The sequence below is a fragment of the Rubinisphaera margarita genome (assembly GCF_022267515.1).
Taxonomy (GTDB): domain Bacteria; phylum Planctomycetota; class Planctomycetia; order Planctomycetales; family Planctomycetaceae; genus Rubinisphaera; species Rubinisphaera margarita.
This window is the reverse complement of the sequence record NZ_JAKFGB010000020.1, coordinates 224,539-246,538: the sequence shown is the minus strand read 5'-3', so window position 1 is coordinate 246,538 and position 22,000 is coordinate 224,539. Positions and strand designations below refer to the sequence as shown.

Sequence of the window (22,000 nt, the reverse complement as noted above, 5' to 3'; positions counted from 1 at the left end):
ATTTCCATCAGGAGAGGCGGGAATGTTCGACCCATCGGGGTCGCAGTTAACGCAGAACGACGCATTGTGCGTTCGTTACAGACGCCGATACTTTCGATCGTGACCAGTCACTCGGGTCAGCAACATCACACTGCAAATGGCAAGCCGGACCATTTGCGTCGTGTCAGCAAATCGACGGCTGACTCGCCGTCGTCCTCAGGCGTATTCGCTCGCCTGAAGAGCGAGCGAAGCTCGGCGGGAGTTACTTGAGTGGGGGACCCGATAGTTTCTCGCCGTTGGTCGTGAGAATCTGAAAGTGATGGATTCCCCCCTTTTGGCCATCGGCGTACTGCCACACCACTTTCTTCTCGCGCGTCACTTCGAACATCTTGGGAGCGTCGAGATCTGCACGGCCGGCTGCATAGCTGGTGATGACGACGTTGCCATTGGGAAGGACCTGGCCGCCACAGGGATCCTGTAACCAGTTCCCGGGGAGATCGTCGTTGGTCAACGTCCAGACAATGTTGCCGTCGGCGTCGAAGTCGACGACTCGGTTCCCGTGAGTGCAGCAGACCAGCGTATGTCCATCGGCATGTCGGATCGCGGTGAACGGCCAGGTATGAATCCGGTGCTCGTCGTCGCCCGGCACAGTGGTGTCCAGCTTTTCGAGAACGTTTCCATCCGGGGCGTAGTGGAAAACTGCGAAATCCAAAAGATGCGGTGCGAGGTAGGTCCCGTCGTCCAGCTTGCGGGCCATTCGGGTCTGCATGTGATGGTTCTTGACCTGGCATGCCAGCGGGAATTCCAGCATCACTTCGCCGGAAGCACTGACTTCGAGCAGCCGGGGATTGTTACCGGCTTCAGTAATCACATACGTGCCCTCGGCCGTGGGCTGTGCGCTGTTCACTTCACTCTGCGTGCCGGCCCAGATGACAGACGCCTTGTTATTCGAGTCGATGCTGACGACCGCCCCACCCTTGTAACGTTTTCCTTTGCTCAGCGTGAGAATGATCGTTCCGTCATCCAGCACATAGCCGTCGCGAGTGGCGACCGGGTACATCCAACTCGGCTGCCCGTCGGCTCCCATGATGTAGGTCTTTTGACCACAGGCAAGAAAGCTATGGGTGATCTCCTGAGCTTTCGTCGTACCGGAAAGGACGGTGAGGACGAACAGGGTCAACAGCAGATGATGTTTCATGGTCTTCCTGGCTTTCTGTGGAAACATTTCGCAATGGGATTCTCCGGTTCCGCAAATCTGTGAGCCGTTCATTCTTTGCTGATCTCCCTTTGAAGCCACGCCCGGGCGTAGGTCCAGTTGCGTTTGGTGGTGCGTGGTGAGACGCCAAGGACTTTGGCCGTTTCCTCGATTGTCAGACCTGTGAAATATCTGAGTTCAACCAGCTTTGCCAGCTGCAGATCTTCTTCCGCCAGCTTCGTTAAGGCTTCGTCGAGCGTGAGCAGCTCCTCGGCGTTCTCAGCACTGTCCACCCCGATGGTGTCGTTGAACTCCTGCTGCTGCAGTTCGCCTCCCCGTTTGATGCGTCCTTTTCGACGGGCATTCTCAATGAGAATCCGCCGCATTGCTTCGGCGGCTGCCGCGAAGAAATGACCACGACCATCCCATTGCGGGGAATTGTTCCCGACGAGCCGTAAGAAAGCCTCATGCACCAATGCGGTCGGTTGCAGGGTGTGATCAGGCTGCTCCTGTTTCATTCGGATCGCTGCCAGACGTCGCAATTCATCATACACCAGCGGCAGCAGTTCGCTCGCCGCTGCCTGATCACCATTTTCGATGGCGGAAAGAATGCGTGTAACGTCGCGATCCATGAGGCATCTTCGTCGAGCCGAACGGCATGAGTTGGAAGTAACGAAGAAAAGCAGAAAAACGTGGCCCACCCCGTTCCGGAAGGGCGCATTGTAGTTTGTCAGGCGAATGTCTTGCCATGATCAACCCTTGAAACGACTCACAGAGTACGAAATCTGAGGAGAAGTCGAATGCTTCGTCGTAGTGTCCAATGTGTCGTCCTGTCCGGGATCATCGCGGTTCCGGCTGTCCTTGCTGCTCAGCCGCCGGGACGCGGCCGCCCGCCTGGTGGCCCCCAAGGAGCTCCGCCACCTGAGATGATCTTCCGCCTCTTTCAACAAGCCGACGCCGATCGCGATGGCAGCGTGACGAAAGCGGAACTGACTGCCGCACTGAAGAATCACAAGGGCGGTAACCATCCGGAAGGTAACGGTCCGCCGCCGGAGCACAACAAGTCGGGCGAGAAACGTGGAGCCGAGGGCCGGCCGGCTCACGAAGGACATGAACGGCACGAAGGTCGTGAAGGACACGACGGAGATCATCCCCATGGCCATCACGGTCCGCCGCCGGAACCGGGACAGATCCTTCCGGAACCGGTCGCGGAATCACTGAAGTTGAGCCGGGAACAGACACGCGAGATTGCCGCATTGCAGGCAGGCGTCGACAAGCGTCTGGCGTCGATTCTTACAGAGAAGCAGATGGATCAGTTGAAGAACGCTCGGCCCCCTCACGGCTCCCACCACGAAGGCGAAGGTCCCGTGGATCGGCCTCAACGTCCGCAGCGAGCGGAATAGTCTTCGGCCCGGGTCTTCTCTCCCTGTCAGTTGAATGACCGGGGGGAGAGACGGAGGCCCGACTCCGCAACAGCGTCTACTGGCCGGTGCGAATCGAGATGAAGTAGAATTCGATCATGCCCAATCCCACAGAACGAGCCATCTTTCTGCAAGCGGTCGAAGAGGAGAACCTCGACGATCGCCAGGCGTATCTCGATTCCGCATGTGGCGATGATCGGGAGTTGCGAGCTTCGATCGAAGCCCTGCTCGCCGCCCATGACGAACCGGCTGCGTTGCTCGACCATCCCATCGGAGCCGATGACAGCCACCCAACCCTCCTGATTTCCGTCCCGGGCGAATCGATCGATCAGATCAGCTCGCAGATCGGCCCCTACAAATTGAAGGAGCAGATTGGCGAAGGCGGGTTTGGCCTGGTCTTTGTCGCCGAACAGGAACAGCCGGTCCGCCGTAAGGTCGCATTGAAGATCGTTAAGCCGGGCCTCGGTTCCAAAGCCATCATTGCACGCTTTGAAGCGGAGCGTCAGGCGGTAGCGATGATGAACCACCCGAACATCGCTCAGGTGTTTGACGCTGGCGTCACCGAAGATGGCCGACCTTATTTTGTGATGGAGCTGGTTCGCGGATTGCCGATCACGGAGTTTTGCGACAAAAAGCGGTTGAACATCACACAGCGTCTGGAGCTGATGATCGATGTCTGCTCGGCCGTTCATCATGCCCATCAGAAGGGCATAATCCATCGCGATCTGAAGCCTTCCAATGTGCTGGTCACGCTTCACGATGGCAGGCCCGTGGTGAAGGTCATCGACTTCGGCGTCGCCAAGGCCCTCGGAGGGAAACTGACCGACAAATCGATCTACACCAGTTTTCTCTCGATGATCGGGACGCCGTTATACATGAGCCCCGAACAGGCCGAGATGAGCAGCCTGGACGTCGATACGCGGAGCGACATCTTTTCACTCGGCGTGGTTCTGTACGAGTTGCTCGCCGGAGAGACTCCCTTCGACCGTAAGCGGCTCGACTCAGCAGGACTTGATGAACTGCGGCGGATCATTCGGGAAGAAGAACCGCCGCGTCCCAGCACAAGACTTTCCACCTGCAACGAAGCAGCGACCACGATCGCGGATCGCCGTCATATCGATCCCCGTGGTCTGGCTTCGGCGATTGCGGGCGACCTCGACTGGATCGTAATGAAGTCGCTCGAAAAAGATCGATCCCGCCGATACGACTCAGCGGCGGCACTGGCCGACGATCTGAAACGCTATCTTGAAAACCAGCCCATTCAGGCTCGACCGCCGAGCACTCTCTATCGCGTGCGGAAGTATGCCCGACGACATCGCGTCGCGTTCCTCACCGCCACACTGGTCAGCATCAGTCTGATTCTGGGAACAGCGGGAAGCCTCTGGCAGATGTCGAAAGCCATCGGCGAACGGAACGCCAAAGACACCGCGTTACGGGAAGCGACACAGGCGAAGACCGATGCCATCGCAGCCAAACAAAAAGTAGAACGGTTTGCGGCCGACCTGGTGCGAGCCAATGAACTGGTCGTCAGTGGTCAGTCCCACGCCGACGCCGGTCGCTGGCAGGATGCGATGCGGGACTACGAGGCGGCGGTCGAGATTCAGCCCAGCTATTATCTTCCTCGAGTTCAGCGAGCGCAGCTCTTCACGAGACTGGGACTCTGGCCCGAGGCGGCACAGGATTATGCGAAAGCAATCAACATGGGAGCCTCGACCTCTCAACCGCAGTGGTGGGGCGTTCCCGCTCTGTTTCTCTACACGGGTTACGATGAGCCGTGCGAGAGAATCCTGGAACGGCGACGCGAAGAGATCTTGCGAAACCCGTCGACTCCGGGATGGATGCTGTTGCGGGATATCGCAGTCAGCAATCGACCGATCTCCTCGGGTGAACTCGAACCATTCATCGAGCTGACCCGGCAATGGCTGAGGGAACGTGAGTTCGATCACCGCCCGAAACCGCCTCCGATGGATCTCGACTTCGGACCGCCTGCTGACCGGATGCGGGGTGGACCAGAACACGGCCCGAGGCGGGATCATCTGGGACAACCCGTTCTCTCGGACAGTACGCCGTTGGCGGTTCGGCATTACATCGCCGCAATGGTCCTCCTCCGCGCTGGCGAGTTTGACCAGGCGCTCGACTTACTCGCGAAGGCTGAACAGGATCGGCGGTGGCCCGGTCAATATCTCGTGCACGCCCCAGCTGCACTGGCTCACTACTGGAATGGGGATACTGCTCTGGCGAGTGAGGCATTGGAACATTCGGACGCCGGGATCCGCGAATGGCTTTCGGCTTCCGAAGAAGGTTCCCTGCAGAGCACGCAGGCTCCCTGGTTTGATCTCGTGGAAGGATTGTTGATTCATCGGGAAGCCTGGCAGGTGATTCGCGGAACGACCTCACCACTGGCAGCACAACTCGATAAGCGCCGAGCCGCGGCGAAGAAGCTCCTCAACGGAGTATCGTCGCAATGAAAGACGCTCTTCGTGAAAACCACGCGTCTATGCCCAACGAACAAGACCGGGCCATCCGCCCCCAGACTTCATTCCATATAAGGAATCACAAACCGATGCAACGCGTTGCGATGTCCTCTCTCTGTCTACTCCTGATCACATCCCAACTGGTCGCCGCCGACTGGCCGGAGTTCCTCGGACCCGACGGTGACGCGCGAACCGCTGACGTTGTCCCCACAACCTGGAGCGACTCGGAGAATCTTGCATGGCAGATCGATCTGCCCGGGTCCGGCTCGTCGAGTCCTATTGTCGTCGGGAAGAAATTGATCGTGACCTGTTATGTCGCCAGCGAAACGGACCAGAAACGCGAAGTGCTCTGTTTTGACAAGAATACGGGGACTCCCCAGTGGTCCGTCGATTTCCCAATCGACTACAGTGAGGATCGCTATCAGGGCTACATCACCGAACACGGCTACGCCAGTAATACGCCGGTCACCGATGGTGAGAACGTCTACGTCTTTCTCGGCAAAGGGGGCGTTCACTCTCTCAGTCTGGACGGGACGAAGAACTGGAGCGTCGACGTCGGCAAGGAATCGAGCAACCGGGAGTGGGGTTCGGCGACCAGCCTGATTCTCTTCAAGGACATGCTCATCGTGAATGCTTCCGAGGAATCGCAGGCGATCGTCGCTCTGAACAAGGCAACCGGGAAGGTGATCTGGAAGCAGGAAGCGGCCATGCTCGAACTGACGTACGGCACGCCTCGCATCGTCACTCTCGAAGATGGCAGTCATGAACTCGTCATCAGCGTACCGGGCGAGATCTGGGCATTGAATCCAGCAAGCGGAAAATTGAAATGGTATTGCGAGTCGCCGATGACCGGGAACGTCTGCCCGTCCGTCATCGTCGATGGTCAGACGATCTACAGTTTTGGCGGCTATCGTGGATCGGGCAGCATCGCCGTGAGGGCGGGCGGGGAGAATGACGTGACCGAGTCGCATGTCGCATGGACCAGCCGAACGAGCTCGTATGTCGCCACGCCGCTGCTCCACGACGGTCGTTTCTACTGGATCGATGACAACGGCATCGCCTACTGCACCTCTTCGGCGGATGGAGAGCTCGTCTACCGGGAGCGCGTCCCCGATTTAAGCAGCGGTCGTCCGGTGTACGCCTCGCCCGTTCTGATCGGTGATTCGATCTATGTCGTGACGAGACGTGATGGAACGATCGTCTACAAGCCGGGGGATTCGTTCGAGCCCATGAAGCGAAACGTCATCGCCGGCGACGAAACCGACTTCAACGCCTCTCCCGTCGTCTCAGATGGCAGGCTGTATCTCCGCAGCAACCAGGCACTCTACTGTATTTCCGCTTCCGAATGAGGACGAGATTCTGCTTCGATGCAGATGATCTCCTGCATCGTGTGAGCATACAGACGGTTCTTCGCCGAGGTGACCGTCGCCAGTGTCCACGTCTCTCCGCCCGGACCGAGATCGTTGATCGCGACGAGAGCGTCGGGAGTCAGTGTTTCCCGTTCCGTGTCGATCACATACACCGTTCCCGTCACGACGGGTAAAAACAGGTATCGGCCGATGAGAGTTGGACTCGCCGCCGAAATGTGCCCCCAGCCGGTTCCGGTGTGTCCGTGATCGCCAACAGCGAAACCAGACGCATTGAGCGGAAGGTTCTTAGGATGGCCTTTGTCCCAGAGCCAGACATCCTGATCTCGCGAATCCCGGCTCGCCATCAGCTGGGCGGGCAGTTCGAGGTACTCCACGACTCCTGTTTCGACATGAACGCGGCCGAGGTAGTGGACGTTGTGAGACAGGAACCAGTGCCAGTCGCCAATGACGATGTTGGCCTGGTTCGTATTTGGGTGTCCTTTGCCGGCTTTCACCGAGACATTGATCTGCTTCGTCCATTTCCTGTCCGCGGAACCCCACTTCCAGACCGTCGCACCGGTATAAAGGGGCTGCTCGCGCAAGAGCGTCCCTGAGGAAGCGTCGAGCACGACGTGATGACCACGGCGAAAACCGAAGACGTACTTCGCGTTCCAGTGATTGGCGAACGAGGGATCGTATCCCGCCATTTCGGTGCTCCACAGCGTTCTGCCTTCTTCACCAGGAGCCAGACTGGTCAGACTCTGACCGGCCGGTTTCTCGAATGGCTGATGCGGGCCGCCGCGTGCATGAGAGACAGCAAGCCGGCCATCAGCCGTGACACCCACAACCGGCGTGTTGTGAATGACCGTGCCGACGTTTTCTCGCCACAGAACTTGGCCGGTATGTTTGTCGATCCCGTGCAGATAAGTCCACACAGCCTTCTCATCAATCCCCTCCGGCACGTCGGTGTTCGGGGACTTCACTCCGGGAGCCGCCCATTTCTGGATCTTCGCACCGAACTTCTTGTCGGCGACTTCCACATTCAGAATGGTCTCTCCGACGAGGTAAGGTTCGGCCTGACGGTTGTTGTGCTTGAATCGCGGCTTCCACTCCCGAAGCCAGACCTGTCTGCCCGAAAAGTCGTAGCAGCCCATCGAACCACAGCGGTTGAAGAACCAGACGTGTTCACCGTCGGTGACGGGTGCGAACACTGTTCCATCGGTGAATCCGCCGGCGAGGGAGATGAAAGCGCTACCGGGCAGCGTGACTTTCCACAGCACCTCTCCCGTGTTGGCGTCCAGACAGAAGCCGAGAATATCCGTGACCGCATTCTTCTCTTCCAGCGACTGAATGGGCACGTGCGTGGTCACGAACACTCGATCGTCCCAGACCGTCACGCCGCTCATCCCCGCTTCCGGCATCGGAGTCCGCCAGCGAATATTCTCGTTTCGTGTCACGCTCCATTTAACAGGCGGATTGCCGCTGACCTGCCAGTTGCCATTCGGGCCGGCCGGTTGATGCCAGTTGTCATCGGCATTGATCTGAGGACAGAACGCCAGGAGGAGACCGGCAAAGACGGCGCGGAAGATTGTCATAGTCATCTCGGTTCAGAACGCTATCGAGTCAGGGGACAACTTCGCAGAGAGCGAGATCGGTTATTTCGAATGGACACGGGTGTCGGGGTACTCGTTCAGCACCTCAGCATCGAACTGAAAATCGTCGACGGTGATATGGCCCCAGCCGGTCGTGGAATGGTCAACGATTTTTATAAACATCTTTCGCCCCGCGTATGGCGTGAGATCCCACGTGGCGTTCTGCATAACCTGATCGTTAATGCCACGGGCGAACTCGACCTCTTTACCGTCAGCAGTGCAGAGCGCGACATAAGTTGCCTTCCCCCGCCCGCCCCCAATTCGAAAGGTCATTGTGCCTCGAGTGGGGATGAACAGCGGCGAAACGATCACGCCGGTCTGACTGTCCTGCCCTCGTTCCGCAGTCGCCGACGGTTCGAGCGTGGTCAGGTAGTAAGTCCCCTGCTTGTTGTATTCTTTTTCGCTTCTGAAAAACTCGGATCGGCTTCCGATCAGATGGCCGAACTCTCCTGCCACTATCCTCCACGGATCGAGCTTGCCAGACTCGAAGTCGAAAGACGCGGTCCGGGGACTTTTCCGAGCTGGCGTCTTCCTGGCAGGGTCACTCGATCCTCGCTGTCTGGAGTTTCCGACACCAGGCTCGACTTGCGGCTTGTAACGTTCCAGCAGAGAACTCAGCTCCTTCACGACTTCAGGATACGCGTTGAACAGATTCTCCGACTGGCCGGGATCAGCCGCCAGATCGTAAAGCTGGGCCGGCGGGGCATCCGTTTTGATTCGGCCGTCTTCGATGTCGCTGTTCACCGATCCCACGAAGCTGACGGCCGGCGGTCCGGCAAACGTATGGTCGCCGGGCTTTCTGCCGGAGAAGCCGCCGCTTCCCTGCCGGGGAATAAACATCCATTTCCCATTGCGAATCGACAGATGCGTTCCCTTATGCGGGGCGAGCACCAGGTGGTCCCGAATCGGCGTTTCCGGTTCGCCCAGAAACGCGGGCAGCATGTTAACGCTGTCTGCCAGTTGATCGTCATTCAACTCCTGCTCCGTCACAGCCGCAAACGTCGCCAGCAGATCGACATGGCCGATCAGCTCATGGGATGTCGTCCCGGCCTTCACTTTGCCGGGCCAGCGGACGATGAATGGCACACGGTGCCCGCCTTCCCAGACGCCGAACTTGAAGCCCAGCAGGTCGCCATTCTGCCGATGCCCGGCTTTGAACGCGGCTTGTCCACCGTGGTTGAACATGCCGCCGTTATCGCTGGTGAAGATCACCAGGGTATTTTCGGTCAGGCCGTTGTCTTCGAGACAGGCGAGAACTTCCCCAACGATCCAGTCGAGTTCGTGAATGAAGTCCCCGTAGAGACCACACTGACTAGTGCCCTGAAACCGTTTGGCAGGCGTGAAGGGGTGATGAATATTGGTCGTCGCGAGATACAGGAAGAACGGTTTCTCCTTTCGTTCCTCGATCCATTCAACCGCCTTCTTCGCAAACGTGGTTCCGACCTCATAGTCGTTGAATCGCTGGTGAGCTTCCACCGCCCCACCGAACTGATTGCGTGATCGCTGTGCGGCCTCTGGAGGAATGGGGGTGATCGGTGTTACTTCCTTGGCATTCCCCGGCCGATGGACCAGCGGATCGTCGGGATCGCTACCGACAACACGATCGTTCTCCACATAGACATACGGCGGAGCGCTGTTCACGACAGGCATTCCGAAGTAATAGTCGAATCCGAGATCCTGCGGCCCGGGTCGCAACGGCTCCCGCCAGTCATTCGATCCGTCCTTGAATCCCAGGTGCCATTTCCCCAGAACTGCTGTCTCGTAGCCGTTCATTTTGAAGACGTCAGCGATCGTGAGTTTCTCCGTATCGATCAACAGGGACGACGTTACAGGAGCCGGTCCCCAGATGCCTCTCCCCCCGTTGGCTCGCAGCGGGTATTCCCCAGTGAGCAGCGCATAACGGGACGGTGTGCAGACAGCCGAGACCGAGTGCGCGTCCGTAAATCGCCGCCCTTCCGACGCCAGTCGGTCAATATTGGGCGTCTGCACTTTCGTCGCGCCGTAGCAGCCGAGGTCGCCATAACCGAGATCATCGGCGAAGATCAGAACGACATTCGGACCGCGATCCGCAAAAGCAGGTGCAGACGTGATCGCGACAGTCGAGGCGATCACGAGCCCCAGAATCCAACGTTCTGACAATCGGTTCATGGTGTCCCTTGTGAAGATCGAGGCTGTCTTGAAGAGTTCTTCCTCAGGCTTTACTCGCTGACAGTTCGAGGGGCCTGCAGCCAGGCATTGAGTTCGGCTGTCAACGACTCCACCAGTTCCGGGTGATCGTCGAGAACGTCTCGCCGCTCGTTCGGGTCCGCTTCGATGTTGAAGAGCTCCACAGGCTTCCCATTGAGCGCGAGCAACTTCCATTGTCCGCGCATGGCAACTTCGGTCGCGAATGGTTTCGGCTTCGGATAATGGCGTTGAATGCTTCGATACAGATCAAGCTGCCAGAAGACGGTGCCCCGTTCGTCGTCGTCCGGGGGAGGACCTCCCGTCATGTGCGTTAACAAGCTCAGTCCATCAAGGGGCAGTTGATCCGGCACTTCAACTCCGGCTGCTTCACAGAATGTGGGCAACAGATCGTTGGTATGGCCGAACGTCTCCGAGGTTTGGCCGGCTGGGATCGACGCGGGCCAGCGGACGAGCATTGGCACGCGCAATCCGCCGTCATGCAGATCGGTCTTCCCCCCTTTCAGGTCTCCGATGAATCCCTCGAAGGCCGCTCCATTGTCGCTCGTAAAAAGCACGAGCGTGCGGTCGGCGATCTTCAGTTCGTCGAGCTTGTCGAGAATTTGCCCGACTTTGGCATCCATGTGCTGCACCATCGAGCGAAAACGATGTTGATCTTCGCTGATCCCTTCAGCCGCGGTTTCTGACCAGTGGGGCTCGGGAGCAGGCTCGTACGGTTTGTGGGGGACCAGCCACCAGACGTTGAGAAAGAATGGCTTGTTCTCGTCGGCGAATTTCTCAATGAGTTCGACGGCGAAGTCGCCATTCGCGTCCGTCAGATGTTTGTCGAAATAAGGATCGTCCTGACCGACATGTTGATCGTTACGCAGGAGGACCGTTCCTCCCTCGCGAAAGAGCGTCTTCTCCCGGCCCATGCGGCCTCGAACCGGCTGCTGTTCGATCTGAGTCTGATAGAAATCGAACCCGTGCTGTCGCGGCCCCGGTTGATTATCGAGCCGCTGCCCCTCTTCGTCGACATGCAGACCGCCGAGATGCCACTTGCCGACGTGAGCCGTGTTGTACCCGGCGTCCTTCAGCAGCTCGGCCGTGGTCGTTGCGGACTCGGGCAGCCATCGATTCACATCGTTGAAATGTTTCGTAATTCCGAAACGTAACGGGTAGCGACCGGTCAACACCGAAGCTCGCGTCGGAGAACAAACCGCCGACGCAGCGTAGAACCGCGTCCACTTCATCCCCTCTTTCCCGAGCCGATCGAGGTGAGGAGTTTCGACGGCGGGACTTCCAAAGCACGAAAGGTCTCCGTAGCCCAGGTCGTCCGCCAGCAACAGAATGATATTGGGACGGTCCCCTGCTTCAGCTTCGCCTCTCCACGAGGGACTCAGGACAAGGCAGATCAGGCCGAGAACGCAGAATGCATGCTTCATAAATGGCGGGTCCGAAGGAGTGTTTCAATGGAGTTCGAGCCGGGGATCTGGAGCGGTTCACTTTTCCGCTCTGGGAGCCTTTTGTCGCCGTAGATGACGGGGCGGTGGAACCGGTGGCTTCGCCGGACGTACATCCGCCAGATCGAAAAACCGCATGTTCTCGCCAACGCGATCGTAGTCACCGAGATCGGCCCGCATCGATTCCGCGAGTTCCAGCAGATGTTCAACAACCTGCGGGTGTTCGGCGGCGACGTTCTCAGTCTCGCTGAGGTCTTCGTGCAGATCAACCAGAAACGGGCTGTCGAATCCGGCCTTGTCCGCGGGAGCGATGTGCGGGTTGTGGTGGAACTGAGACGTCTCGCTCGCTTCCGGCTTCCGCGGCAGGTGCAGTTTCCATCGTCCCTGTCGCACGGCCTGGAGATGAACGTGCAGATAATAAAAGTAGGTTTTGTCGGGATCGGCCTCTTCGAAGCGGCCTTGAAAGAGATGAGTAATATCTTCGCCGTCGATCACCCGATCAGCAGGAACGTCTGCACCAGCCAGAGCCGCCAGCGTTGGCAGAATGTCCATCGTCGTTGCGATGGACTCGCACGTTGTTCCGGCAGGCACGCGTCCGGGCCCCCACAGAATCGCCGGGACGCGAACACCCCCTTCAAATGTCGAGGTCTTGCCGCTACGAAGTGGTCCGGCGGATCCCCCGTGGTCGCCCGGTAAATGTCCGTCTGCGTGATTCCGGTTCTTAATCAGCCAGGGACCGTTGTCACTTGTGTAGAACACATACGTGTTGTCGGTCAGGCCCAGCTCGTCGAGCACATCCAGAATTCGGCCGACATTGAAATCGATTTCCTCGATCACGTCGCCGTACAACCCGCGTTTGCTTTTTCCTTTGAACTCCGCCGAGGCCGCCAGGCGCGTGTGCGGCATCGTATGGGGCATGTAGACGAAGAACGGCTCGTTCTGACTCTTCCTGATGAACTCGATCGCTTCGTCAGTGTAACGTCGGGTGAGCGTCGCCATGTTGGACGACTTTTCGATCAACTGTTCGTTGCGGTAAAGATTGACGACTCGGTCGTTACTGGTCGGCGTTCCGTAGAACTCATCGAATCCCTGCCGCGTGGGAAACAGGTCCAGGAAGAATCCCTCCTGGGCATGTTTCGCCAGGTCCCATTTCCCAAAACATGCGGTGGCATAGCCTCTCGTTTTCAGGATTTCGGCAATTGTGATTTCATTCTCATGCAGAATGGGATGGACCTGCTTCGTGTTGCCGCGTTCTGCGACCCGCATGGGATAACAGCCCGTCATCAGTGAGGCCCGTGACGGCCCGCAGACCGGCTGAGCGTAGAAACTGGTGAACTTCATCCCCGCCTCCGCCATCGCATCAAGTCGAGGAGTCCTGATGTCCGGCGAACCAAAACAGCCGACATCCTGATAACCCTGATCGTCGGTGTAGATCAGAACGAAATTCGGAGCGTCCTTGGGCGATTCGGCCCAGGTGCTCGACGAACCGCCTGCCAAGTGAAACCATGTCGCCGCGACAATCAGGAGCGGCAGTTTCTGAGTTGCCGGCCCGATCAAACCGGTACGTCGGAACGCTCGTCGCATTTCACACTTCCCTCGATGGATCAAAGAAGACTTGCGCATGTGATCGAGTATTGATCGACGCGAACGTTCCGTCAACGACAAGCGGAGCATTCCGGCTAATCGCTCGACGGTACGCCGCCACCCGTAGAACGGAAGCAGATGGAAAGACTCCCGTCTCGACGCGGATTTCTCCGAGTCTCCAGACCAAGGGATGGGCATCTCTCTTCTGACGGATACAATCGGAATAGAGACCTCTCTCCCAGCGTGGACGGAGCTCTCAGACAGGAGATTCAACCAGGGAGATCAAGATGCTGAAGCCGCAGACGCAGGTGCCATCACTCACAGTCAAAACGGTCGGTGGTCAGGACTGGAGCCTCGGTGACCAGTCTCCGGAGCACTTCACCTTCCTGTTCTTCTACCGAGGTTACCATTGTCCGATCTGTCGGCAATATCTCCACAGTATCGACCGGAAGATGGATGAGATCACATCGCGTGGAATCACCGCAATCGCGATCAGCAGCGATACTCAAGAGCGAGCCGAGCGTTCGGCTGAAGAATGGAAAATCAGCAAGATTCCCCTCGGGTATGGCCTGCCGATCGAGGAAGCGAGAACGTGGGGACTGTATGTCTCGAAGGGCATCAAGCAGGGAGAGCCCGATATCTTTAGTGAGCCGGGGCTGTTCATCGTGCGGCCGGATGGCGAGTTGTACGCCGCTTCGATTCAGACGATGCCGTTTACGCGACCGGATATTGATGAACTGCTCACCGGTATCGACTTCATCATCGAGAAAGACTACCCCGGCCGCGGCGAAGCCTGAGACCGAGCCTGATGACCTGTCCCTCGCTCTGGAGCAGTTTACCCGCTTAGGTATTCTCCAACACCCACTGGACGGCGTGCTGAGTCAGTTCCACGGAGTTCGCCAGGTTCAGTTTGCGTTTGATGTTTTCGCGATAGGTCTCCACGGTCTTCGGACTAAGATGCAGTCGTTCAGCGATCTGGCGGGTCTTCATGCCATGGCCGATTTGCTCGAAGACTTCAAGTTCTCTGTCTGACAGCGATTCCATCGGACCCGGTGGGGCGACTTCCCCCTTTCCGACTTGCCGTGACAGGAACCGGTGCGTCATTTCATCGCTGAGAAAGATCTGTCCGGACGCCACACGACGCACGGCTTCAATCAGCCGGTCGGTTGCTTCGTCCTTGTTGATGTACCCTTTCGCTCCCGCCCTAAGAGCCCGCTCTGCATACAGAGCTTCGTCGTGCATGGAGCAGACAAGGATGTTCAGCCCCCGATCGTGGGCGATCAACTCCTTGACCAGTTCGATTCCATTGCCGTTCTCCAGAGAGATGTCCACCAGCATGACGTGGGGCTTCGTCTCGAAGAAAAGTTGCATTGCCTGGGACATCCCCTCGGCTTCACCACAGACGATCAGATCTTCCTGCTGACTGATCAGTTGCCTCAATCCCTGCCGGACAATGGGATGATCGTCAACGATGAAGACTTTGATTACCTGATGGGCCGCAAGGCGAGATGTAGCGACTGCCGCTGCCATCGGAGCCTCCTTTCACTGCGTCTAGTTCGAAGTCGTTGGGGTCCCAACATTCAACTTAGACGAGATTCCCGGAAAGCCAATCGGTATTTTCCTGAAAATCTTCTCAAAGCGTCGCCCATCCGTCGGTAAGTACAATTCCATCCCGGAACGGATCGTCCGGTTGCTGAATCAATCGTCCTTCGGCGCAAATGAAGGCGGTACCGACAATTCGGGGAATGATCGTGCCCGATTCCCCCGTTCGATACGAAGCCCGAAATCGGCTGCCAATGATGCTTTCCTGGATCCAGATTTCGCCCGGGGCGAGTTTCCCATCCGCTGCCAGACAGGCCAGTTTGGCACTGGTGCCAGTTCCACACGGCGAGCGATCGAACGCCCCGCCGGGGCAGTAGACGAAGTTTCGGCTGTGGGCCTCAGCGGCCGCTGGAGGGCCGAAGAACTCGATGTGGTCGATTTCCTCGGCGTTCTCTCCGGTAATATCCTGCCGACCCAATTCTCTCCGAATCAGTCGGGCGCATCGGGAGAGTTCCGGGATACTGGCCGGCGTCAAAGGTGCTGGCGACCGCTCGACCAGGAAGAACCAGTTCCCGCCCCAGGCGATGTCCCCCTGAATAAGTCCCAGCCCGTCGACGTTCACTTCAACGTTCTTCCGGTAGCGATAGCTCGGCACATTTTCGACGGCGGCTTCGTTCGGGGCGAGCAGTTCGACTTTCACGATTCCGACCGGTGACTGAATCTCGGCGATCCCTGTCTCCAGACGCCCCATGTGTGCCAGCGTCACCGCCAGACCGATCGTGCCGTGACCGCACATCTTCAGATAGCCCGTGTTATTGAAGAAGATAACTGCCGCCGCACAGTGCGAATGATCCGGCTCGCACAGCAGTGCCCCCACGAGTGACTCTGCCCCGCGAGGTTCGAGCATTGCGGCTCGCCGGTAGTGGTCGAAGTTTCTGGCAAAACGAGCGAGACGATCTGTCAGCGAGCCCGATCCCAGGTCCGGACCGTCTGCAATAATGACGCGGGTTGGTTCACCTTCGGTATGTGAGTCAATGAACCGCATCAGCGACCTCGCTCGGCTGATCGGACGCCCCCGGCCAGGTACTCCACCAGCTGCGGAACTGGGCCCACTGGGCTTCGAGGTAACTCCGCTGACTGTCCGATAGACGGTCGGAACTGTTGAAATGCAGTGTGTATCCGGTGTGCCCTTCGAGCACCATCAGATGCTTGTAATAGAGCACGAGATCGCAACCTTCGTCGTACTTCGAGAGGACAGCCAGCGCATCGCTCAGTTCATGAGCCAGACGTCGGGCGTCGGGATCCCCCTCGGCGGCCCGTTCGCAGAGCTGGACCAGTCTCAATACTTCCCGGGGCAACGCGTTGCCGACTCCGGTGATGGCACCTCGGGCGCCACAACGCACGTAACCGTGAAAGACCTGCGTATCGACGCCGACCATGAGGACCAGATCGGGATCTCCACTCGTGATCTGCTCAGCCGCGTAGGTCAGCGAGTCTGCTCCGCCGAACTCCTTGAACCCGACCAGATTCTCATGGCTCGATCGCAGATCGAAAAACAGATCGGCTTTCGTTTCGAATCCGTAGTGCGGACTGTTATAGATGACTGCGGGCAGGTCTCCACCCGCGTTGAGAACCTCGGCGAAGTGAGCCCGCTGTGCGGCGACCGATGAACCTCGCGACAAGACGCGGGGAATGACCATCAGCCCGGCCGCTCCCACTTCCAGGGCATGAGCCGCGTGTGCGACCGCCTGTTTCGTGTTCTGTGCCCCCGTGCCCACAACAACCGGCACGCCGGCTTCCGTGAGTTGCCGGACGCCTTCCATGCGTTGCTCGTCAGTCAGCAGCGGCCAGTCTCCCATGGAGCCGCAATAGACGACCGCCTGCATTCCACGCGAGATCAACCGCTGTGCGGTCGCCACGAGTTCCTCGTAGTGAGGCGTCCCATCGGCCTGGCAGGGCGTCATCAGAGCCGGAATGCAGCCTCGAAAAACCTGAGCAGCTTCGTTCATCGGACAACCTTCCGTTGCGAATCAGCGGACCAGAAACAGGCCGATCAGCCCGGCCGCAGTCACGTAGTAGAGAAACAGAAACGATGTCACGCGGAGAATTCCCCCCTCGCGGCCAAACAGCCCCCCAACCGCACACGCGGCGACGACGTTATGCACACAAATCGTGTTTCCAGCCGCCCCGCCAACCGCCTGCTCAGCGACAATCCACAACGGATTGACGCCAATCTGGACGCCCGTCTGAAACTGGAACTGGGCGAACATCATATTGCTGACCGTATTACTCCCGGCAACGAAGGCGCCAAGTCCACCGATGGCCGGCGAGAACAGGGGCCACCAGGTCCCGGACGCCTGAGCGGCTGCGTTGGCAAGCACAGTCGGCATATCCTGCTCCACCCCGGCGCCTCCACCGGAGTTGATAAAGATCTGCACCATGGGAACCGTAAAGACAAGAGCGGCTGACGTCGGAATCATCAGCCGGGATGAGCGGAACAGAGCCGTGCGGAACGCGGCTGCAGGCATGCGATGCAGCATCACCGCGAACAGACTCGACACAATGAACACGGCAGCCGGCAGATACAGGTACGGAATGGGCGAAGCGGAGATGTTCGACCCGAACAGATTCTGAAGGGGCTCTCCCGTCGGAGGCAGCGTGAACGTTTTGAGAAAGGCATCGAGCCCCAGCCCGGGAAGTCTCGTCAGCACGAGGAGAGCGGCCGTCAGCAGATAAGGCCCCCAGGCGACAGCCAGCGGCATCTGAGTCCCAAGTTGTGGCTCGATCGCATAGTCGCCGGTCCAGCCATCCAACCATGTTTCTTTCGGCGGGAAGTCCCAGGGCTCCTCCGGACAGAGAAACCGGCTGCGGGCCGCCGGGATGACAATTGCCAGTCCGATCAGCGAGCCAATCAACGTCGGAAACTCCGGGCCGAGCAGGAAGGCAATCGTCACGTAGGGGATGATCATCGCCAGGGCGGCGAAGATCGCGAACTTCCAGATTCGCAACCCCTGCTTGAACGAGCGTTCCTCACCGAACAATCGCGTCAGCGTAGCGACAATCGCCAGCGGAATCACCGTACCAATAACTCCATGCAGGAGAGCCACCCGCAGACCAATCTGCTCCAGGATCTCGCGACGTTCGAGAGTTCCGTAGATGGCACTCAGTTCACTTTGCAGCGTTTCCGTCGCCGCGAGTCCCTTATCGACCCCAATCAGAATCGGCGTACCGGCCGCCCCGAACGAAACCGGCGTGCACTGAATCATCATGCCGGCTATCACGGCTGCCCGGGCGGGAAAACCGAGGCCAATCAACAGCGGGACGCAGATGACCGCAGGCGTGCCAAAGCCGGCCGCCCCTTCCATAAACGAACCGAACAGCCAGGCGATGATAATGACCTGCACACGACGATCGGGCGAGATCGCCAGAAAGCCGGCGCGAATCCGGGCCAGTCCGCCCGATTCGCTCAATGTGTTGAGCAGCAGGATCGCCCCGAAGATGATGTAAAGCAGACTCGCGCAGACGATCAATCCGTTAACGGTTGCCGCAGCCAGCTGAGCGGGCGGCAACTGCCAGTAGAAATAGCCGACCAGCAGAATCGTGATGTAAGAAAGCGGCATCACCCGAGCCGCGGGCCAGCGGAGGCCGATTAACAAAATGCCGACCACCAGCAGCGGCAAGAGCGAGAGTAAAACAGCGATCAACCTGGGTCGCCTCCGGCGTCAATGCAGTGGACTCAATGGTGTTGCCGTGTCATCCGCAGAGATGCGGTCGAGCGGTCTGTCTCAAGAAACGAACTGAATGTCGAGTGTCCTCAGGAATGTCTGCAATCCTGCATCCTGAACCGGGAAGACATACGCGTCTTCATCGGATTCATTGTGATGCGAATGCCACCAGCCGGGCGGCGTGACGAAGACCGAGTTCGGATTCCAGTCGGCTCGAACCGGATTGATGATATTCCCTTTCGCGTCAATCTCTTTGCCGATCATCGTGTAGGTGCCGGGAGCAGCGGAGACCGCCAGATCGACGGCGACCGAGTTGTGCCGATGCGGCTTCTGCACCGATCGAGCCGGCAGCACATTGAAGAGCGACCACATGCAATGCGTCAGCGTCTTCGTATCGGAACTGGCCGGGTTGCCAAGAATGATCCCGTTGCGATTGCGCTGCTCGTCAATCCCCGTCTGGCGAATCCGGTCGACTTCAGTCTGCAGATACTCGCGGGAATAATACGCCGGCTCGAACCGCTTCTGCTGTGGCTCCGAGCCGAGGTATCTCAACAGGGGACCGTCGTGCACCCAGTAGAGCGCCGAGTTCTCATCGGCTTCCAGAACGACGGAATCGTGTCGAGGCAACGTGAAGACATCACCCTGCTTCCACTCGAGTGTTCCCTGATCGGTCACCAGTCTCCCGGCTCCCCGCATCACGAAGAACACTTCCGACGATGTCTTCTCCGCCAGCTGGATCGACTCTGCCGACTTAATCGCGATGAAGTGCGCCAGCAGACTCGGCGTAGTCGCCTGCCACGGCGTGCCGATCACACGCGAGAGATCGAGCGGAATGATGCTCGTTTCATCGATCTCATGCAGACTCGCCGGAAAGGGTTCAATCGGCACATCAACCAGATCAGGACTGGCGGCTGCTCCGTACTCCCAGCTGATCGCCCGAGTCGCCCAGGTTTTGTTCAAATGGGTTTCGACAGTGCTCATGGCTTGTCCCCCTCTTGTCCATTCCGAAATGCCTTGCGGGCGTCCTTCAGACGCCGCTCGTCCGTTTCATTCGACCTCCTCAATCTAGCAGATTTGCAGGGGTCACGCGCCTGAGAAACTGAAATCAGACCGTCGCGCTCGTTTCTTCAAGTTCGATTCTGTAGGCTGAAAACGAATACGCCTAAGTGCTCTCCCCGATGCTGACCTTCGCAAGGAATCACGATGCCCGTTCGACGACAGCCAGTTGCGATTCTTGTTCTCGTTCTCACGCTTTGCCTCTCCACTTTCTCGCAGTCCACTGCAGCGGAGCCCCTGCTCGCCGGGGTCGCCCGGATTGAGATTACGAATCCGGACGTCGCCCGCGTTAACGATCCCTGTTACGCCAAAGCTCTTGTGCTCAAGCAGGGCGACACGACGGCCGTGCTCATTACGGTCGATGCGGTCGCCATTGGCGGCATTGGAGCGATTCCCGATTCGTTCATGCAGAGCGTCCGCGACGAGTTGCGTCAGGACCCCGGCATTTCGCCTGAGAATCTGGTCGTGAATGCGAGTCACTGCCACGGCAGCGTCCGTTCCGATTCTGACCAACTGGTGGTGAAGATCGTTCGCGAAGCCGCGAAACAGATGGAGCCGGTGCGCGTTTCGGTCGGCACGGCTCACGAGCCGCGAATCAGCGAGAATCGTCGAGTCTTCCTCAAGGATGGGAGTCAGGTCGATATGCGACGGGCGTATTCATTCGCCTGGGATGAGGACATCGCCAAAGTCGGTCCGATCGATCCGGAAGTGGGGCTGCTGCGACTCGACCGCGAAGATGGTCGCCCGCTCGCGGTTGTCTACAACTTCGCCTGCCACCCGATCATGAACCCGCCGAGCAAAGGCTCGTCAGCCGACTTCCCCGGCTATGCGTCCACTCTGGTGGAGACCGCTTTCGACGGCGATGCGATGGCTTTCTTCATTCAGGGCTGCGGCGGCGACATCAATCCGGTCCGCTACAAGGAGGTCCATCAGCCACCCGACGCCGAGACACTCGGCTACTTCCTCGGAACTCGTGTCCTGGACGCCGCCCAGGAGTTGCCGCGATCAGACAGTCAATCGCTTGAGATCGACCATCAGGTGCTCACCATTCCCCGGGCGACCGACTATCAGCAGCGAATCGATGCCATCGAAACCGAACGCGACAAGCTGGTCAACTCACTGCGTCGTACGAACATCAACTTCAAGACGTTCATGCCACTGCTGATTCAACAGAAGATGAACCCCGAGTTCCCCTCGGCTTATGCGCAGGGGTATCTGCACGACGAACAGATCGGCCGCGACGACCTCAAGCGGCTCGATGCAGAAAACCGGGCCCAGGTCGAAGCCTATCTGGCGAACATCAAGGTCATGGAAGAACTGACACGCCTCAACGCCAACCTTGCGTTACTGAAGCGGCATCAAAAGGAAACCCAGGAAGCCGACAGCAGCACCCTGTCGGTCGAGATGTGCGCCCTCCGCATTGGCGACTTCAAACTCGTCACCTTCCCCGGCGAATTGACCGTCGAAGTCGGCCTCAACATCAAAAAACAAATCGACGATCCCGCCGCCTTCGTCGCCGGCTACACCAACGGCTACATCTACTACACACCCACGGTGATCCAGCGAACAAACACCGGCTATGCCCAGGAAGACTGCGACACCCTGGTCGCCCCCGAATGGCAGGAGTTGTTTGAGACTTCGGCTGTCAGAATGCTTCGAGATGTGAGTGAGAGTGAGAAGTAGGTTCCTCAGAACCCGGGGGCATCATCTGCGAACTCATCGGTTCTCTCGCAATCCTGTCCTCCGACATCCGCATAGTTCTCCTGATAGGCCGTGGTGATCCGCGACACCAGCACGATGGCGATCAAGGTCAGCAGAATATCAAACCCATCGGAGGCGAAATCAGCTGCGGCCGCGTAAGTGTATGACTCCAGGTCATCCGCCCCCTGGTTGATCCGAAAAGACAACTGCCCCAGAGTTCCGGAAATGATCCAGGCTCCCCACCAGAGCCCCAGAAATCTGGTTTGTTCCTCTTCTTGCCGATGAGCGGCGGTCCAGATCTCTTTCATCGCTCGATAGGGCATGACGAGATTGGCCAGTGGGACAAAGTAAGCCCCGACCGCCCATCCCGGCGTGTACTCAAACTCCTGGGTCGACAACTCTCGCAGATTCTTATTGGCGCGATACTTCCACCGGAGAAAGATTATTCCGGTGATCACGAAGAAAGCGACTTGAACCAGCGCAACGATGCCGTTTCCAAAGAGTACGGACTCGAGGGACTCGACAACATCGACACCCTCGCTGGCCTGCTGGAAGAGATAAACCTGAGTGATGTCGAAGATGACAGCGATCACCAACAGAACGATTTGAAGTTTGAGCAGGACCAGCAGTGGTGTAGCCAGTCGCGAAAGTGGCTTGAGGGTCATTGAAAACCTGTTCGCAGTGGGAGGGGGCGAA

The 22,000-nt window shown here is 58.4% G+C and carries 17 protein-coding genes; 5 read left to right on the top strand and 12 right to left on the bottom strand.

Translation table 11 applies throughout. The features are described 5' to 3' along the window. Positions 1–241 precede the first annotated feature (241 nt). Positions 242–1,177, bottom strand: a complete 936-nt coding sequence (locus L1A08_RS19620; protein ID WP_238758232.1) for a beta-propeller domain-containing protein — start codon at positions 1,175–1,177, stop codon at positions 242–244. A gap of 68 nt (positions 1,178–1,245) precedes the next feature. Further along, the gene (locus tag L1A08_RS19615; protein ID WP_238758231.1) at positions 1,246–1,806 is read right to left on the bottom strand and encodes an ECF-type sigma factor; all 561 of its coding nucleotides are present in this window, start codon (positions 1,804–1,806) and stop codon (positions 1,246–1,248) included. A gap of 168 nt (positions 1,807–1,974) precedes the next feature. On the opposite strand from L1A08_RS19615, the gene L1A08_RS19610 reads away from it, so the two are divergent. The 3 genes from L1A08_RS19610 (at position 1,975) to L1A08_RS19600 (ending at position 6,418) form a co-directional block, all read left to right on the top strand. Beyond that, positions 1,975–2,577, top strand: a complete 603-nt coding sequence (locus tag L1A08_RS19610; RefSeq protein ID WP_238758230.1) for an EF-hand domain-containing protein — start codon at positions 1,975–1,977, stop codon at positions 2,575–2,577. Positions 2,578–2,693: 116 nt separating this feature from the next. Then, complete coding sequence (locus L1A08_RS19605; RefSeq protein WP_238758229.1) at positions 2,694–5,063, top strand: serine/threonine-protein kinase; 2,370 nt, start codon at positions 2,694–2,696, stop codon at positions 5,061–5,063. Between the two features lie 95 nt (positions 5,064–5,158). Beyond that, complete coding sequence (locus tag L1A08_RS19600; RefSeq protein ID WP_238758228.1) at positions 5,159–6,418, top strand: outer membrane protein assembly factor BamB family protein; 1,260 nt, start codon at positions 5,159–5,161, stop codon at positions 6,416–6,418. Here L1A08_RS19600 and L1A08_RS19595 read toward each other — a convergent pair. From L1A08_RS19595 to L1A08_RS19580, 4 genes are read right to left on the bottom strand one after another with little or no spacing between them, the layout of a single operon-like run. Beyond that, positions 6,394–8,013: an outer membrane protein assembly factor BamB family protein gene (locus L1A08_RS19595; protein ID WP_238758227.1), complete on the bottom strand. Its 1,620-nt coding sequence runs from the start codon at positions 8,011–8,013 to the stop codon at positions 6,394–6,396. The two genes, L1A08_RS19600 and L1A08_RS19595, sit on opposite strands and share 25 nt — an antisense overlap. Positions 8,014–8,073: 60 nt before the next feature. Next, positions 8,074–10,218, bottom strand: a complete 2,145-nt coding sequence (locus L1A08_RS19590; protein WP_238758226.1) for a sulfatase family protein — start codon at positions 10,216–10,218, stop codon at positions 8,074–8,076. 50 nt (positions 10,219–10,268) lie between these two features. Beyond that, complete coding sequence (locus L1A08_RS19585; protein ID WP_238758225.1) at positions 10,269–11,678, bottom strand: sulfatase family protein; 1,410 nt, start codon at positions 11,676–11,678, stop codon at positions 10,269–10,271. A gap of 57 nt (positions 11,679–11,735) precedes the next feature. Beyond that, entirely contained in the window at positions 11,736–13,280 is a 1,545-nt protein-coding gene (locus L1A08_RS19580) for a sulfatase family protein (RefSeq protein ID WP_238758224.1), read from the bottom strand. Between the two features lie 287 nt (positions 13,281–13,567). Here L1A08_RS19580 and L1A08_RS19575 point away from each other — a divergent pair, with 287 nt between their 5' ends. Continuing rightward, positions 13,568–14,077: a peroxiredoxin-like family protein gene (locus tag L1A08_RS19575; protein ID WP_238758223.1), complete on the top strand. Its 510-nt coding sequence runs from the start codon at positions 13,568–13,570 to the stop codon at positions 14,075–14,077. Between the two features lie 46 nt (positions 14,078–14,123). On the opposite strand, the gene L1A08_RS19570 is transcribed toward L1A08_RS19575, so the two are convergent. The 5 genes from L1A08_RS19570 to L1A08_RS19550 all read right to left on the bottom strand — a co-directional run bounded on the left by L1A08_RS19570 (position 14,124) and on the right by L1A08_RS19550 (position 19,528). Then, a complete protein-coding gene (locus L1A08_RS19570; protein ID WP_238758222.1) occupies positions 14,124–14,810 on the bottom strand; it encodes a response regulator transcription factor in 687 nt (228 codons plus the stop codon). Between the two features lie 103 nt (positions 14,811–14,913). Then, positions 14,914–15,867 (bottom strand): proline racemase family protein, encoded by a 954-nt coding sequence (locus tag L1A08_RS19565; protein ID WP_238758221.1) that lies wholly within the window; start codon positions 15,865–15,867, stop codon positions 14,914–14,916. Next, a complete protein-coding gene (locus tag L1A08_RS19560; RefSeq protein ID WP_238758220.1) occupies positions 15,854–16,831 on the bottom strand; it encodes a dihydrodipicolinate synthase family protein in 978 nt (325 codons plus the stop codon). Before L1A08_RS19560 ends, L1A08_RS19565 begins: the two co-directional genes overlap by 14 nt. A 21-nt stretch (positions 16,832–16,852) precedes the next feature. Next, positions 16,853–18,526, bottom strand: a complete 1,674-nt coding sequence (locus L1A08_RS19555) for an L-lactate permease (protein WP_238758219.1) — start codon at positions 18,524–18,526, stop codon at positions 16,853–16,855. 81 nt (positions 18,527–18,607) lie between these two features. Next, positions 18,608–19,528 (bottom strand): AraC family ligand binding domain-containing protein, encoded by a 921-nt coding sequence (locus tag L1A08_RS19550; protein ID WP_238758218.1) that lies wholly within the window; start codon positions 19,526–19,528, stop codon positions 18,608–18,610. 222 nt (positions 19,529–19,750) lie between these two features. On the opposite strand from L1A08_RS19550, the gene L1A08_RS19545 reads away from it, so the two are divergent. Continuing rightward, complete coding sequence (locus L1A08_RS19545; RefSeq protein ID WP_238758217.1) at positions 19,751–21,286, top strand: hypothetical protein; 1,536 nt, start codon at positions 19,751–19,753, stop codon at positions 21,284–21,286. 5 nt (positions 21,287–21,291) lie between these two features. On the opposite strand, the gene L1A08_RS19540 is transcribed toward L1A08_RS19545, so the two are convergent. Next, a complete protein-coding gene (locus tag L1A08_RS19540) occupies positions 21,292–21,969 on the bottom strand; it encodes a DUF4328 domain-containing protein (RefSeq protein ID WP_238758216.1) in 678 nt (225 codons plus the stop codon). Positions 21,970–22,000 lie beyond the last annotated feature (31 nt).